Source organism: Syntrophotaleaceae bacterium, from assembly GCA_041390365.1.
In the GTDB taxonomy this organism is placed as follows: domain Bacteria; phylum Desulfobacterota; class Desulfuromonadia; order Desulfuromonadales; family Syntrophotaleaceae; genus JAWKQB01.
Window position 1 is genome coordinate 925528 of sequence record JAWKQB010000002.1, and the last position, 15141, is coordinate 940668.

Here is a 15141-nt window from a genome sequence, read left to right on the forward strand (position 1 = left end):
ACAGGAGCATCTCATGGAAAAGAACCCGGAAGCCAACAAGGCTCCCCTTGAAGGCATTGAAAAAGAAAAAACGGAAGAGCTGATCGAGAAAACCCTCGACCTTTATCCCGAAAAGGCCCGCCAGAAGCGCGCGCCCCATATGGCGGCCAACGATCCCGGCGTCGAAGGCTGCAGCGTCAGGTCCAACCGCAAGACCGTTCCCGGAGTCATGAGCGCCCGTGGCTGTGCCTATGCCGGTGCCAAAGGGGTGGTCTGGGGACCGATCCGCGACATGGTCCACATCTCCCACGGCCCCGTCGGCTGCGGCTGGTACAGCTGGGGCACGCGCCGCAACCTGGTTGAGGGTGACATGGGTGTGGACGTCTTCAGCGCGATGCAGTTTACGTCCGATTTTCAGGAAAAGGACGTCGTCTACGGCGGCGACAAGAAGCTGGAGGTCATCTGCCGCGAAGTGCGGGAACTCTTCCCGCTGGCCAAGGGGATCTCGGTGCTGTCCGAGTGTCCCGTCGGCCTGATCGGCGACGACATCAACGCCGTGGCCAAGCAGTCCTCCGAGGAGCTGGACATTCCGGTGGTGCCCTGTAACTGCGAAGGTTTCCGCGGCGTCAGCCAGTCCCTGGGTCATCACATCTCAAACGACACCATCCGCGACTACATCATCGGCACCCGGGAGTTCGCCGAACCGGCCACCGACTACGACATCGCTCTGATCGGCGACTACAACATCGGCGGCGACGCCTGGGCTTCCAAGAAAGTTTTGGAGGAGATGGGACTGAACGTCAAGGCCATCTGGACTGGCGACGGTCAGATCGAGCACATCGCCGCCTCCCACCAGGTGAAACTGAACCTGATCCACTGCTACCGGTCGATGAACTACATGGCCAAGGTGCTCGAGGAGAAATGGGGCATCCCCTGGATGGAGTTCAACTTCTTCGGTCCGACCAAGATCGCTGCCAGCATTCGGGCCATCGCCGCCCGGTTCGATCAGAAGATCCAGGACAATGCCGAGAAGGTCATCGCCAAATACCAGCCGATGATGCAGGCGGTCATCGACGAGTACCGCCCGCGCCTGGAAGGCAAAAGAGTGCTGCTGTTCGTCGGCGGCCTGCGTCCCCGGCACACCATCGGCGCCTACGAAGATCTGGGCATGGAGGTTGTTGCTTCCGGATACGAGTTTGCTCACAACGACGATTACGACCGGACCTACGAGGAGATGCCCAAGGGCACCCTGATTTTCGACGACGCGTCGGAAATTGAGCTGGAAAAATGGGTCGAAGCCTTACGCCCCGATCTGGTCGCCAGCGGGATCAAGGAGAAGTATGTCTTCCAGAAGGCCGGCGTTCCTTTTCGCCAGATGCACAGCTGGGATTACTCTGGGCCCTACCACGCCTATGACGGCTTCCCGATCTTCGCCCGGGATATCGACATGGCGATCAACAGCCCGACCTGGGGCCTGATCAAGGCGCCGTTCTAGACGTTGCTTGGAGCGAGTTAGGGAGATAGTGAGTTGCCCACTCACCCGTCTCTCGCAACCCACTACTCACTACCTCACTTTGCATAAGACAGGAGTACGCCATGAGCAAAACCTGCACAGTTAAAAAAGTGACCGAAATCACACCGGAAGAGGTGGCTCGGGTCAAGGAATGGATCAACAGTGAAGAATATCGCGAAAAGAACCTCGCCCGCGAGGCGGTGGTCATCAACCCGGCTCACACCTGCCAGCCCCTCGGGGCGCAACTGGTCGCCCACGGTTTCGAAGGCACCCTGCCTTTCGTCCACGGGTCTCAGGGCTGTGCATCCTATTACCGCAGCAGCCTCAACCGTCACTTCCGCGAGCCGGCTCCCGCCGTATCCAGCGCCATGACCGAGGACGGGGCGGTGTTCGGCGGCCAGAACAATCTTTTCGAAGGCCTTGAAAACGCCTACAAGCTCTATCACCCGAAAATGATCGCCATCTTCACCTCCTGCATGCCGGAGATCATCGGCGACGACTTGACCGCCTTCATCATCAACGCGCGCAAGGGCGGTCACATCCCGCAGGATTTTCCGGTTCCTTATGCCAATACGCCGAGCTTCAACGGCACCCACATCAATGGCTACGATGCGATGCTGAAGTCGATCCTCGCCTACCTCAGCGAAGGCAAAAAGGTCGAGGGGAAGGACAACGGCAAACTCAACCTCATCCCCGGTTTCGACGCGAATACCGGAAACTACCGGGAGTACAGAAGGATCTGCGAAGCATTTGGAATTCCTGTCACGATTCTGGCAGATATCTCGGAATCCTTCGATTCGCCTCTGGACGGAACCTACAGGCCTTACCCGGGAGGCACGCCGCTGGAGGAAGCAGCCGATGTGTTGAATGCCCATGCAACCCTGTCCATGCAGAAACATGCCACCGGCGAGACACTCAAATGGCTCAAGGAGCAGACCGACTCACCGGTCGAGGAGTTGCCTTACCCCATCGGCATCGCCAATACCGACGCCTTCCTGGTAAAACTCGCTGAACTGTTCGGCAAGGAGGTACCTGCCGCCCTCAAGGCCGAAAGGGGGAGGGCAGTGGACGCCATGACCGATGCCCACCAGTACCTGCACAACAAGAAGTTCGCCATCTACGGCGATCCGGATTTTCTGGCCGGCATGATCAGCTTCCTGCTGGAGATGGGGGCAAAGCCCTATCACATTGTCTGCAGCCGCGGAAACAAGAGGGTTGGCAAATACCTGCAGGCTCTGCTGGACAAATCGCCCTACGGCAAAGGGTGCCAGATCTGGATGAACAAAGACCTGTGGCATCTGCGCAGTATCGTGGCGACAGACCCGGTCGATGCCCTTCTAGGAGACACCCATGGGAAATTCATCTCCCGGGATACCGGCATACCACTGATTCGGGTCGGATTCCCGATCATGGACCGGGTCAACCTGCATCGTCTGCCTTTTATCGGCTACCAGGGGGCGATCAACCTTCTGTCGTCCATTGCCAACACCTTCCTGGACGAGGTGGATCGTAATTGTGAAAACCGGAATTTTGAAATGATGAGATGATTCATGGCTTGATCGGCGGGGGAGCTGTCCCCCGCCGATCATGACCAGGAACCGGAGCCTCGGCCTCGGGGGAGGAACCATCGTGGCAGTGACGAGACGGTTGACAGTCGTGAATCCGCCTGTGGAGAAAGGATGTGCGATGAAAGTAGCTTTTGCAAGCAGTGACAATCATCATATCGATCAGCACTTCGGCTGGGCTGACAAGTTCTCCATCTGGGACGTGCAGGTGGACCAGGCGAGGTTTGCCGGCCTGGTGCAGGTCCAGCCTTCGGGTGACGATGCCGAGGACAAGATCGAAGCCAGGCTCGGGGCCTTGCACGATTGCGCCATCGTCTATGTCACCCAGATCGGTGGGCCCGCCGCAGCAAGGCTGGTGGCCCACAAAATTCATCCCATAAAGAGCAAGGGTGCGGAAACTATTCCGGAGGTTCTGGAGAAACTGCGGGAGGTTCTGCAGGGCAACCCCCCTCCCTGGCTGCGCAAGGCCATGCTCAAAGGGGAACGGCCGGGCAGTTGACATCAAGACCAGAGACAAATGAAAAGGAGAATAGCATCATGGCTTACTACACCGGAAAAACCCGCGACGGCAGCGACTGGACCCCGACTTTCATAGAATCGATTGATGATGAAAAGTGCCTCGGTTGCGGACGCTGCTACAAGGTTTGTTCCAAGAAGGTTCTGGCTTTCAAGGAAATTGATGAGGAAGATTCCGCCCGCATGTTCATGTACATAGCCAACCCAGGTAAATGTATCGGCTGTGCAGCCTGCGGCGTGACCTGCCCCAAAAAAGCTTTTTCCTTCAAACCGTTGACCATCTAGACCCATTTCGAGCCTGGGGACGCCGGCACATTGAAGGCGCCCCGACAGGGAGGAGATCATGAGAATCGCGGTAGCAACCCGCTCAGGGCAAGAGGTCGATGTCCATTTCGGCCAGGCCGATTCTTTCACCATCTATGATGTCGATGAACAGGAAATCCGCCGCAAAAGTGTGATTACGGTGGAAAAATACTGTTCCAGCGACCCTAATCATACCTTTCATGAAACCCGCTTCGCCGCCATCGCCAAGGTTCTGGATGGGTGCCGGGTCGTGGTAAGCCAACAGATCGGCGATGTGCCCAGGGCGGCACTGACCCGCTCCGGCATTCTGCATGTCAATGGACAGGGCTCCCTCGAACAGGCCCTGCGAAAAGCTTATCTCCTGATCTCCGGGGGAGGTGTTGACGGGCCACTCGGTCCGGCCGGTGCGTAAAAAAAATCCTTTCGGAGGTGGAATTGCCCCAGGCTTGGGCAGGACAGGTCCCATGGGGGGAGCTTCCTGCCCATTTTTTCGATGTTTAAGACTTGGCATGCTGAATGCATAAATTACAGATAAGAGCAAGGGAAATTGTCCGATTCACTGTTTAGCAAGAAACATTTCCCTTGTCCGAAGCGACCGTAGATCCTTCCCCCAGACTTGCTTTTGGGCAGGAAGGGCCCCATAAGGAACTTCCTGCCCGCTTTTTTTCGGGCGGAAAAGGATCTGGCCGCCTAAAAAAAAATCGAGCTTTCCAGCAAGGTTCATCCGACACAACGAAGTGCTCGATGAATGACGGCAACGAGGCCCCAGGGGACTGATTCCCTGGGGCTTTTTGTTTTCCAGGACCGAGATGCGTCGGGTCCACCATGAAAGGAGAGAGTCATGTCCACAAAATCCTGTTCCGGAACCGGCAATAAATCGGGTCACCCCTGTTTTGGCGGCAACAATCACCAGAAAGCCGGCAGAATCCACCTGGCGGTCGCTCCGGGATGCAACATCAAGTGCGGCTTCTGTGAGCGGCGTTTTGATTGCGCCAACGAAAACCGTCCTGGCGTGACCAGCAAGGTTCTCACTCCCGGCGAAGCCGTGCAGAGGGTGCGACAGGTTATGGCCCATCCCCTCGGCGGGCCCAATATGAGGGTTGTCGGCATCGCAGGCCCCGGCGATCCCCTTGCCAACCAGAACACCTTCGCTACCTTCAGACTGGTTAAGGAAGCGTTTCCCCAACTGATGCTCTGCCTGTCGACCAACGGACTGCTGCTGCCGGATCGGATAGACGAGCTCAAGGAGCTTGGAGTGCATTCCGTTACTGTAACGGTCAACGCTTTGACACCGGAAACCGGAGCCAGGGTCTACCAGTGGGTGCAGTACCAGGGAGCCCGTCTCAAAGGGGAGGATGCGGCGAAGCTTTTGCTGGAAAAACAGTTTCAGGGCATCGAGGCGGCGGTGGCGGCCGGGATGCTGGTCAAGGTGAATTCGGTCTATATTCCCGGAGTCAACGACCACGAAACCCTGCCGCTGGCTGTAGCCGCCCGCAAACTTGGGGCGACGATGATGAACATCCTGCCGCTGATTCCCCAGGGGATCTTCAAGGATCGTGATCGTCCTTCCGATCTGGTCATGGATCTGGTGCGGAACCAGGCCGAATCGATTCTTTCCCAGGCCCGCCATTGCGGACAGTGCCGGGCCGACGCTGCCGGACTGATCGGGCAGGACATCGACCTGAACACCCTGCAGGCTCCGGTGGCAAAGGCAGGCGGGGTGAGGTTTGCAGGGTAAGTTTGAGCCTTTGGTCCCATAGGTCCTATAAGTCCTATTGGACCTATAGGACCTATAGGGCTTATAGGACGTATTGGACAGGTCTCAGAGGATGTTCTCATGTTTGAATTGAACTTCAGCGACCTGCAGGCGGTGCTGCTTTCGGCCCGGGTGGCCTTTATGGCGACTCTGCTCTCCTTGCCTCTGGGTTTCATGGCCGCCTACCTGCTGGTGTTTCATAACTTCAGGGGAAAAACCGTGGTCGAGGTCGTTCTCAACCTGCCCCTGGTGCTGCCTCCGGTGGTGGTCGGTTATCTCCTGCTGCTTCTGTTCGGCGAGCGGGGTCCGATAGGGGGCCTGCTGAAGGAATTCGGCGTGCGGATCGTGTTTACCTGGTGGGCGGCGGTTCTGGCTGCCATAGTCGTCGGGTTCCCCCTTCTGGTGCGTGCGATCCGCATCGGCATGGAGGATATCGATCGTCAGTTGATCATGGCCTCCCGAACCCTGGGAGCCCGGTGGCACGATGTCCTGATCTCGATCATCGCCCCCCTGTCGGTGCGCTCCGTTCTGGCCGGCGGTTCCCTGATGTTCGCCCGCAGCCTGGGGGAGTTCGGCGCCACCATTATTCTGGCCGGAAATATTCCCGGCGTGACTCAGACCATCCCCCTGGCTATCTACGACTACACCAACACACCCGGGGGTGATGCGATGGCCCTCGCTCTGTGCCTCATATCGGTCTCCATCTCCTTTGTCGTCCTGGCCTTCAATGAAACCCTTGCCAGGCGTTTCGGCGGGAGGGTGGAACAGTGAATCTTTACCTTTCCCTGGAAAAAACCTTCGGAACTTTTCGTTTTGACGCGGCTTTTCGCACCAGTGCCCCGCGCATCGGTCTGCTGGGCAGGTCGGGGAGCGGCAAATCGACCCTGGTCAATCTGCTGGCAGGCATGATGACTCCCGACCGGGGCCGGATTCAGGTCGACGACGAGGTTCTGTACGATTCCTCGAAAAAGATCGCCGTCCCTCCTGAAAAGCGGCGGATTGCGGTTGTTTTTCAGCAGGCCCATCTTTTTCCGCACATGAATGTCCGCCGTAACCTGTTCTTCGGGTTGCGCCGCATTCCCGCCCAAAAGCGCCACATCGATCCCGAGGCCCTGTTCCGGGTCCTCGACATCGATCGTCTGCTCGACCGGCGTGTGACCTCCCTGTCCGGTGGCGAGAAGCAGCGGGTCGCACTGGGAAGGGCGGTTCTGGCTCATCCCCGGCTGCTTTTGATGGACGAGCCGCTGAACGGACTTGACGAGGCCCTGAAGTACCAGGTCATTCCTTATCTCAACGAAGTGGTGACCCGTTTCCGAATCCCATTGCTTTACATCAGTCATTCCATGAACGAAATGCGCATGATGACTGATGAAGTGGTGGTGCTGGACAGCGGTCGGGTGGTCTCCCAGACTTCGGCGGAGAGCGTGGCCCGTTTGCGCATGCAGAATTGCCCCATGGGGTATCAGAATTTTTTCCGATTGTGCGACCCGGTGGAAGAGGACGGACTTTTTCGATACCGCTGGGGCGGCAACCAGTTGCTGCTGACCCAGGGCTGCAGTGGCCGGGAATCCCTGTTCACCCTGTCTTCCAAGGATATCGTTCTGTTCCGCCGGCATCCGGAATCGGTCAGCGCGAGAAATCTGCTCCTCTGCCGGGTGAAAGGCATCATCGAGATGGAGAATCGGGTGGGGCTGGAGTTGGAGACGGGTGGGGAATCCGTGGTTGCCCAGGTGGTGAAAAGAGTCGTGTCCGAGTGGGAGCTCGGCATCGGCAGCGAGGTTTTCGCCTGCATCAAGGCGGATGCTTTCCGGCGTCTGTACTGATATCGGCCCTGGCTCTTGAATTTACTCTTCCCTTCTCACTTCTCACCTTTTAAACTGAAAACCGCCGGGACTCGCCCCGCAGGCGCCCTCCTTTTTGTAAGCCGACAAAAAGGAGGCAAAAAGCGGCTGCCCTTGCAGGGGGCATTGCTCGCATGGTAGTGGGTATTTAAGATTTTTTACCGTGACCTTGGCCTCTGCTTCCTGCCGCCGCTGCCTCTTGCGACCGCTTTCCTGGCAGAAGGTGCCGGTATCCCTCTTGCCACTCGTCAGCATGTGTTGCTGGTTGAAAGTCTTTCAATCGAAATCGAAATCGAAATCGGAAGTTTGCCTGTCTTCAGGTTTCAGGTTTTTGCCTTTCAAACAGCAGCCTCTTAACGCCCTGTTAAAAAGAGGCTCATCCGGCCGTACAACAACGACTCTCTCGCAGGAGCGAAAAAGTTCGCAGAAATCACCGCAGATGGCCCTTTCCAGTTCCGCTAGTTGCCAGTAGCCCGCTGCTGCCCACTGCAAGTGCAAGGCCGTTTCTTTGGTGACTTTCTTTTCGGCCTTGAAAAGAAAGTTACCCGGCTGCCGGCCGGGACCGGCGAAGTTGCTTTTCGCTTTTCGCTGCTTTCTGCGACCGCTGCCTCTTGCGACCGCTTTCCTGGCAGAAGGGGCAGTATCCCTCCTGCCACCGGTCAGCATCTGCTACCGGTTCCCCTGCTTTCCCAGCCCAGGAATTAACCAAACCCCTTCGCATGAATGCCTTATTTTATGGCAATTTTTTCGAATCGAATCGCTAAATCCCCGGTTCTTCGATATTTTGGCCATGGTACGGTATTTGCTGTTTCTATCCGGTAAATGGACAACCTCCGCAACGGCGCGGGAATCAGGGCACCGAGGCCCCGGGGTCGACAAGACTCACGGGGTTTTTTCGTTTCGAGAAGAGGGGGATTCCCATGATAGATGAAACAAGGCCGGAGATCATCATTGACGACACCACCTTGCGCGACGGCGAGCAGACCGCGGGAGTGGTTTTTTCCCTGGAAGAGAAAAAGGCCATCGCCCGGCTCCTGGACGAGATGGGAGTTCAGGAACTTGAGTGCGGCATTCCCGCCATGGGTGCCGAGGAACAGGCTGCGGTGCGGGCCCTGGTCGATTTGGGCCTCAAGGCTCGGCTGATCACCTGGAACCGGGCCCTGGTCTCCGATATCCAGGCGTCCATCAACAGCGGTGTGAAGGCGGTCGACATCTCTTTGTCCGTCTCGGATATTCATATTGCCAACAAGTTGCGCAAGGATCGCGAATGGGTCAAGGAACAGCTGAAGAAAGCCCTCGGCTTTGCCAAGGAACACGATCTCTATGTTTCTGTCGGCGGGGAGGACTCCAGCCGGGCCGATCCCGATTTCATCCTCGAACTGATGGAGATCGGCCGGGGAATGGGAGCGGACCGTTTCAGGTTCTGTGATACCCTCGGTCTGCTCGACCCCTTTGTTACCTTCGAAAAGATCCGCTATCTAGCGGAAAATTCACCGCTCGATATCGAAATCCATACTCATAACGATCTCGGAATGGCTACCGCCAATGCCATTGCCGGCATCAAGGCAGGAGCCCGGTTTGTCAATACCACCGTCAACGGTCTCGGTGAGAGGGCCGGCAACGCGGCGTTCGAAGAGGTGGTTATGGCTCTCAAACACGCCTGCAGGCTCGACTGCAGGATAGATACCGGCCGATTCGTCGAGGTTTCCCGGCTGGTCGCGCAAGCCAGTGCCCGCCCGGTACCGGACTGGAAGGCCATCGTCGGGGAAAAGGTGTTTTCTCACGAATCCGGACTGCATGTCGATGGCGTCCTGAAATTCCCCGAGAATTACGAAGCTTTCGACCCGGCCACCGTCGGGCTCTCCCGCCACCTGGTTCTTGGAAAGCATTCAGGCAGAAGAGCTCTGGAAGCCCGACTTCGCCAACTCGGGCTGGCCCCCGAGGGAGTGGCACTGGAGGACCTCCTGGAGCGGGTGAGAAGCCTTTCCCAGCAGCAGAAGAGGCCGGTCGGCGACGAGGATCTGTTGCTGCTTTGCAGAAGTCTTCCCAAAGTGGCCTGATTTGGGTTGCTCTGAAACAAAAAAGTAAAAAGTGCTTCCTTCATGAAAAAAATAGGGTAGAATGTGAGTGTGTATTTGAGATTCAATTTCAAAAAAACCTGTGGTTTCATCTTATCCGTCTCCCATGGATGAGGTCGGGCGCAGAGTTTGGGAATTCGAGGTTGCTCGGCAGCAGACGAAGGGAGAGATGAATCGATGATAAGGAGTTACATATGAATATCTTCGAGTTTGCCTTACAGATGGAAAAGGAAGCCGTGGAATTCTATACTCATCTGGCCAGGCAGGTTTCGGACAGGGGGCCCAAGCAGATCTTTATCGACTTGGCAATGGACCATGTGCAACGCAGGCAATTTATCGAAAAGGTCAAAGTTTCCAGCCAGTGGAAAGATTTGAACGACCACGGGGTGACGTGCGGCCCATGGCACAAGGGTGTTCGGTTAAACGGAGAGATCGACGACGAGGCCGCTTACAGGTTGGCCCTGGAGTGGGAAGAGGCGGAAATGCACTGCTTTGAGGATCTTCTGGAGCGTGCCCGGGCCAGGGGAATCAGAAAAGCACTCGAACGGATTGCTGAGGAGGAAGACCGGCGTGTCGCCCGGCTACGGCAGATTTATGATTTCATCAACGCGCCGAATCAATATCTGGCGTGGGGAGAATTCAGCAATCTTGAAGAATTCCATCAGTTCGGGCGTGACATTGGCTGAACCGACCTGAGGGGCAGGTTTTCTTCCGGAACGGCATGAATCAAAGGTGTGAATTCTTACCTCCGAAGGAGTACGACTGGGAAAGTTTCCTGGCTGTCGCCGCAAAGGAAGGCTGGCGGGTTCCGGCTGCCGAAATCGAACTTTTTCGTGGCCCTTTCGCCTCCGGCGCCCTTGCCCTGCATTGCGGCGGCAGTTTTGCCGGAATGGTGACTTTTGTCAATTACGGTGCCACTGCCTGGATCGGAAACCTGATCGTCCAACCCTCTCTGCGGGGACAGGGCCTCGGCAGGGCATTGTTCGAAAGAGCCTTGTGCGAGCTGCAGAAAAGGGGAGCCGCGTCCGTTTGGCTGACGGCCTCCGAAACGGGATTTCCCCTTTATGCAGCCCAGGGTTTCAGAACAATTGGCCCGGTGGAGAGGTGGGTTCTCCAAACCCGGCCAGGAGTTAGGGGTACCGATCCTGCCGGAAATGCTGAGTGTCCCTGCGCAGGAGAACTTGAAAGAATTTTCCGTCAGGCAGACGCAGGAGTCTGGGGGGGACAGCGCATTCTGCTGGACCATCTGCTGATCGGGGGCCGGCTGTTTTCCTGTGGACAACAACGGGCTTTGCTGCAGCAGGAGCCGGGCAGGGGTATTCTCGGGCCCTGGTATGGCGCAGGCCGTCCCGGCGATGAACAATGCAAGTTGCTTAACTCGATAAGGGATGCGGCGAAATGCTGTGAAGAATTGGTGGCTGACGTCCTTGGCGGCCGCATAGCTTCCGGCCTTATGGAGAAGGCAGGCTTTGTTTGTAGCGGCACAACCCGGTTGATGGTTCTTGGCGATACGGCCTCGATAAATCTCCAAAGCCTGGTGGCCCTGGCCAGTCTGGGCAGTGTTGGCTGACAGCACATGGCAAGCCGTGGGCCATGGCATCCCTTTTTAACAATCTCATCTATTCACCAGGAATCCTTTCCTTTCGGTCCTTTTGATCCAGTTCGCAAATACTCAGTATTTGATTCCTAAAGAGAAGTCTGCCGAGCTTATGAATCTTCCTGTTCGATAGACTCCGGCGCAGGCCGCCCAGGGATTGGCTTCTGCCGGCGTTTGGATAAAAATGCGGCAAAGATTTGCTTTGACAAGCCCGGACCGTATTCTTTACGATGAACGACATTTGCCTGAAAGGGAACCCTCTATTTTATGAACAATGCCCTTGTCCTGCTTCGCGAAGATCTGGCCAGCGTCGAGGAAAAGTTCAAAAACAGCATGGCCTCGGAAGTGGGACTGATCAACAAGGTCGGCCAGCACCTCCTGCAAAGCGGCGGCAAGCGTATTCGACCCCTGCTGCTGATGCTTTGTGCCCGACTCACAGGCTACCGGGGCCGCCAACACATTGCCCAGGCGAGCGCCATCGAATTTCTCCACACGGCAACCCTGCTTCACGATGATGTGGTTGATGGTGCCGAACTGCGGCGCGGCAGCCCCTCCGCCAATTCGGTCTGGGGTAATCAGGCTGCTGTTCTGACCGGGGATTTTCTCTTTGCCAAAGCCTTTGTGATGATGGTGGAGGGGGGCAATATCAGGGCCCTGCAAATCCTGTCCCAGGCATCCACCCTCATGGCGGAAGGGGAAATGCTGCAATTGATCGAGACCGGCAATCTAGAGGTCGGCGAGCAGAGCTATCTCAATATAATCGAGAAGAAAACCGCCGCTCTGTTTGCCGCTACCTGTCGTTGCGGCGGGATCCTGGGCGGGGTCGAGCCGGCGGCGGAAGATGCCCTTGCAAGCTTCGGACTCAATATCGGACTGGCTTTCCAGCTGGTTGACGACGCCCTCGACTACGTAGCCGAGGAGAAGGTGTTCGGCAAGATCCCCGGACATGATCTGGCCGAAGGCAAGATGACCCTGCCGCTTATTCATGCGCTGGCAAACTGCTCGCCGAAAGAAAAAGGGCGCATTACGGAAATTGTTACCGGGGAAACAATGGAAGAGGCCGATCTGAGTTATGCCATGGATCTCATCCGCCGCACCGGTGGTCTCGAATATAGCTGGCAGAGGGCCGAGGAACTTGTTGGCCAAGCCAAGAGCCGATTGAATATCTTTTCCGAATCTCCTGAAAAATCGGCCCTTTTTGAACTGGCCGATTACGTCGTAACCCGAGAGCGGTAGGGCCGGGAAGGGCCGACAGCCGCTGGCCCTGGACCGGTTTCAAAATTCAGGATGACGCATCACCCGCCCCGCTTCATAGATTAAATTGGCATTTCCCGCTCATACCTTTTGCCTCGTCACTCCTCCCGCGCCTTGACACCCCCCGGACCATAAGTATTCTTGAAAATAAAGCCGGTTTTCCATGTTTTTGCCGGAATCTGCGGTTTTCATTCAGTGAGCGCATGTTCCTCGGTTTTTTTCGGCCCTTATCTACGGAGCCATGCATGCAGAGTTTTCTGAATATTCCATCCATTCTGCCGGTTTTCCCCGCCCGGGGCCAGATTGTCTTCCCCCACATGGCTCATCCCCTTTTTGTTCAGTCTGACGATCTCGCGCCGGTCGACGAGGCGCTGCGCGGCGACCGCCTGCTCGGATTGTTTGCCATGGTCGGGGACGAGACGCAAAACGCTCCTTTACAGTACAACCGGATCGGAACCGTTTGCCGGGTCAGCCAGGTTTTCCGGTTTCCCGAAGGCGGCGCCAAGGTCATGCTTGAAGGGCTGAGCAGAGTTCGTCTGATCGGTATCCGTCAGCAAAATCCCATCTCCCAGGCAACGGTCAAGGCGCTGGTCGACCGGGAAAGCCGCGGTCCGATCGCCGATGCCCTGATGCAGAGCGTCAATGGCCTGCTCAAGGTCGCCCTGGCTTACGGTCGGCCGCTTCCGGGTGAAGTGCTGAGGATGATGAACCAGGTCACCCAGCCGGGAGAGTTGGCCGACCTGGTGGCAGCTTACCTGACCCTGGACTTCAAGGATCAGCTGAGGCTGCTCGAAACCCTCGACCCTCTCGAACGGCTCAAGGATGTCTATCTGCTGCTGACCGTCGAGGTGCAGAAACTTCAGGTGCAGGGTGAGGTTCAGTCGGAAGTGGCCAAGCGGATTGGCAAGAACCAGAAGGAATATCTGCTCCGGGAACAGCTCAAGCAGATCCAGAACGAACTCGGCGATGAGGACCCCCATCAGGCCGAGATCCGCAAACTCCGGGCCCTCCTGCTGGAAGCCGGCATGCCCAAGGATATTCGCCCGATAGCCGATCGGGAACTCGCCCGGCTGGAGCGGATCAGCCCTGCATCGCCCGAATACACCGTCTCCCGCACCTACCTCGAATACCTCTGTCACATGCCGTGGAATCGTGCAACCGAGGAGTCTCTGGACATCCTCCAGGCACAGAGAATTCTCGACGAGGACCATTTCAACCTGAAGGAGGTCAAGGAGAGAATCCTCGAGTTCCTGGCGGTGCATTCTCTGAAAAAATCCCTGAAAGGACCGATCCTTTGCCTGGTCGGCCCGCCGGGGGTGGGGAAGACTTCTCTCGGACGGTCCATAGCCAGGGCCATGGGCCGGAAATTTATCCGCATTTCCCTGGGAGGCATGAAGGATGAGGCGGAAATCCGGGGGCACCGACGCACCTACATCGGCGCCATGCCCGGCCGTATCATCCAGGAAATCAGCAGGGTCGGGTCCAGCAACCCGGTGTTCATGCTCGACGAGGTCGACAAGTTGGGCCATGATTTTCGCGGCGATCCGGCTTCGGCTTTGCTTGAGGTGCTCGACCCGGAGCAGAACGACACCTTTACCGATCATTACCTGGATGTTCCCTTCAATCTTTCGCGGGTCATGTTCATCACGACGGCCAACCTCCTCGATACGATTCCCGGCCCCCTTCGCGATCGGATGGAGGTGATTCGTCTGTCCGGTTACAGCGACGAGGAAAAGCTGCAGATCGCTCTCAGGCATCTTATTCCCAAACAGTTCGAGGAAAACGGTCTGTACGGCCATCATTTCATCTTCGAGCCGGCCACGATTCTGAAGCTGATCCGGGAATATACCCGTGAGGCGGGGGTGCGTTCCCTGGAACGGAGGATCGCCTCCATCTGCCGCAAGGTGGCCAAGGAGATCACCCAAGGGGAAAAACCGCGGGTGAATCTCACGGAGTGCGAGGTCGAGGATCTTCTGGGAGCCCGCCGGTATTTCGCCAACGCCGCGGCGGAAGAAGACCGGGTGGGCGTTGCGACGGGCCTGGCCTGGACTGAAAACGGCGGCGACATCATCTTCGTCGAAGTCTCTTCGATGGCCGGCAAGAAGGAACTGACTCTGACAGGAAACCTCGGCGATGTGATGCGGGAGTCGGCCCGAACGGCCCTTTCCTATGTACGGGCCAATCACGGCCTGTTCGGCATCGATCCGCAATTCTTCGAGCGGACCGACCTGCACATTCACGTCCCCGCAGGCGCCATTCCCAAAGACGGACCGTCCGCAGGAGTGACCATCGCCACCGCACTGATTTCCCTGCTGACCGGACGCCCATCCCGGCGCCAGGTGGCCATGACCGGTGAACTGACCCTTTCCGGCCGCATCCTTCCCATCGGGGGAATCAAGGAAAAAGTGCTGGCGGCCAACCGGGCCGGCGTGAAAACGGTCCTGATACCGGGCCACAATATGGATAACCTTCGGGAGATCGACGAGGCGATCCGCGAAGGACTGGAAATCGTGCCGGTCGAGAGCATGGAGGATATCATTTCCATCGCCCTGATCGAGGGTTGCGATCTGAAAAAGAAAAAGCTGCCGTCGGATTCCATTCCCACGCCCCCTATGGCACCCTAGCACTGTAACAGGATTCCGGAACATTTTTTTCGTTGTCAGTGAAGCGGTAGCGTAACGGTTGTCGTTGTCGCAACCGCAGTGGCGGCTTTTTACCTTGCTTACGATCATGGCAACG

13 protein-coding genes are annotated in these 15141 nt (G+C 57.2%); all 13 read left to right on the forward strand.

All coding sequences use genetic code 11. From position 1 onward, the window contains the following. Positions 1 to 13: 13 nt before the first annotated feature. The 13 genes from nifD to lon all read left to right on the forward strand — a co-directional run bounded on the left by nifD (position 14) and on the right by lon (position 15026). Positions 14 to 1474 (forward strand): nitrogenase molybdenum-iron protein alpha chain, encoded by a 1461-nt coding sequence (nifD, locus tag R2940_11430; protein MEZ4600387.1) that lies wholly within the window; start codon positions 14 to 16, stop codon positions 1472 to 1474. A 101-nt stretch (positions 1475 to 1575) separates the two neighbouring features. Next, positions 1576 to 3039 carry a nitrogenase molybdenum-iron protein subunit beta gene (gene nifK, locus R2940_11435; GenBank protein ID MEZ4600388.1) on the forward strand — a complete coding sequence of 488 codons (1464 nt, stop codon included), beginning with the start codon at positions 1576 to 1578 and terminating at the stop codon, positions 3037 to 3039. Between the two features lie 139 nt (positions 3040 to 3178). Beyond that, positions 3179 to 3556, forward strand: a complete 378-nt coding sequence (gene nifX, locus R2940_11440) for a nitrogen fixation protein NifX (protein ID MEZ4600389.1) — start codon at positions 3179 to 3181, stop codon at positions 3554 to 3556. 38 nt (positions 3557 to 3594) lie between these two features. Beyond that, on the forward strand, positions 3595 to 3858 hold the full coding sequence (fdxB, locus tag R2940_11445; GenBank protein ID MEZ4600390.1) for a ferredoxin III, nif-specific: 264 nt from the start codon (positions 3595 to 3597) through the stop codon (positions 3856 to 3858). A 58-nt stretch (positions 3859 to 3916) separates the two neighbouring features. After that, entirely contained in the window at positions 3917 to 4288 is a 372-nt protein-coding gene (locus tag R2940_11450) for a NifB/NifX family molybdenum-iron cluster-binding protein (protein ID MEZ4600391.1), read from the forward strand. 429 nt (positions 4289 to 4717) lie between these two features. Further along, positions 4718 to 5614, forward strand: coding sequence for a radical SAM protein (locus R2940_11455; GenBank protein ID MEZ4600392.1), 897 nt, complete (start codon positions 4718 to 4720; stop codon positions 5612 to 5614). 99 nt (positions 5615 to 5713) lie between these two features. Further along, positions 5714 to 6403 (forward strand): molybdate ABC transporter permease subunit, encoded by a 690-nt coding sequence (gene modB, locus R2940_11460; GenBank protein ID MEZ4600393.1) that lies wholly within the window; start codon positions 5714 to 5716, stop codon positions 6401 to 6403. Next, a complete protein-coding gene (modC, locus tag R2940_11465) occupies positions 6400 to 7455 on the forward strand; it encodes a molybdenum ABC transporter ATP-binding protein (GenBank protein ID MEZ4600394.1) in 1056 nt (351 codons plus the stop codon). Before modB ends, modC begins: the two co-directional genes overlap by 4 nt. 938 nt (positions 7456 to 8393) lie before the next feature. After that, entirely contained in the window at positions 8394 to 9533 is a 1140-nt protein-coding gene (gene nifV / locus R2940_11470) for a homocitrate synthase (protein MEZ4600395.1), read from the forward strand. 212 nt (positions 9534 to 9745) lie between these two features. After that, positions 9746 to 10237 (forward strand): ferritin family protein, encoded by a 492-nt coding sequence (locus R2940_11475; protein MEZ4600396.1) that lies wholly within the window; start codon positions 9746 to 9748, stop codon positions 10235 to 10237. Positions 10238 to 10272: 35 nt separating this feature from the next. Next, positions 10273 to 11121: a GNAT family N-acetyltransferase gene (locus R2940_11480; protein MEZ4600397.1), complete on the forward strand. Its 849-nt coding sequence runs from the start codon at positions 10273 to 10275 to the stop codon at positions 11119 to 11121. 294 nt (positions 11122 to 11415) lie between these two features. After that, positions 11416 to 12384, forward strand: a complete 969-nt coding sequence (locus tag R2940_11485; protein MEZ4600398.1) for a polyprenyl synthetase family protein — start codon at positions 11416 to 11418, stop codon at positions 12382 to 12384. A 263-nt stretch (positions 12385 to 12647) separates the two neighbouring features. Beyond that, positions 12648 to 15026 carry an endopeptidase La gene (gene lon / locus R2940_11490; GenBank protein ID MEZ4600399.1) on the forward strand — a complete coding sequence of 793 codons (2379 nt, stop codon included), beginning with the start codon at positions 12648 to 12650 and terminating at the stop codon, positions 15024 to 15026. Positions 15027 to 15141 lie beyond the last annotated feature (115 nt).

Bases quoted from the DNA above. Each gene is read 5' to 3' on its own strand.
- nifK (MEZ4600388.1), top strand. From the start codon at position 1,576: ATGAGCAAAACCTGCACAGTTAAAAAAGTGACCGAAATCACACCGGAA.
- nifX (MEZ4600389.1), top strand. From the start codon at position 3,179: ATGAAAGTAGCTTTTGCAAGCAGTGACAATCATCATATCGATCAGCAC.
- nifV (MEZ4600395.1), top strand. From the start codon at position 8,394: ATGATAGATGAAACAAGGCCGGAGATCATCATTGACGACACCACCTTG.
- nifD (MEZ4600387.1), top strand. From the start codon at position 14: ATGGAAAAGAACCCGGAAGCCAACAAGGCTCCCCTTGAAGGCATTGAA.
- modB (MEZ4600393.1), top strand. From the start codon at position 5,714: ATGTTTGAATTGAACTTCAGCGACCTGCAGGCGGTGCTGCTTTCGGCC.
- R2940_11480 (MEZ4600397.1), top strand. From the start codon at position 10,273: ATGAATCAAAGGTGTGAATTCTTACCTCCGAAGGAGTACGACTGGGAA.
- R2940_11485 (MEZ4600398.1), top strand. From the start codon at position 11,416: ATGAACAATGCCCTTGTCCTGCTTCGCGAAGATCTGGCCAGCGTCGAG.
- lon (MEZ4600399.1), top strand. From the start codon at position 12,648: ATGCAGAGTTTTCTGAATATTCCATCCATTCTGCCGGTTTTCCCCGCC.
- fdxB (MEZ4600390.1), top strand. From the start codon at position 3,595: ATGGCTTACTACACCGGAAAAACCCGCGACGGCAGCGACTGGACCCCG.
- R2940_11450 (MEZ4600391.1), top strand. From the start codon at position 3,917: ATGAGAATCGCGGTAGCAACCCGCTCAGGGCAAGAGGTCGATGTCCAT.
- R2940_11455 (MEZ4600392.1), top strand. From the start codon at position 4,718: ATGTCCACAAAATCCTGTTCCGGAACCGGCAATAAATCGGGTCACCCC.
- R2940_11475 (MEZ4600396.1), top strand. From the start codon at position 9,746: ATGAATATCTTCGAGTTTGCCTTACAGATGGAAAAGGAAGCCGTGGAA.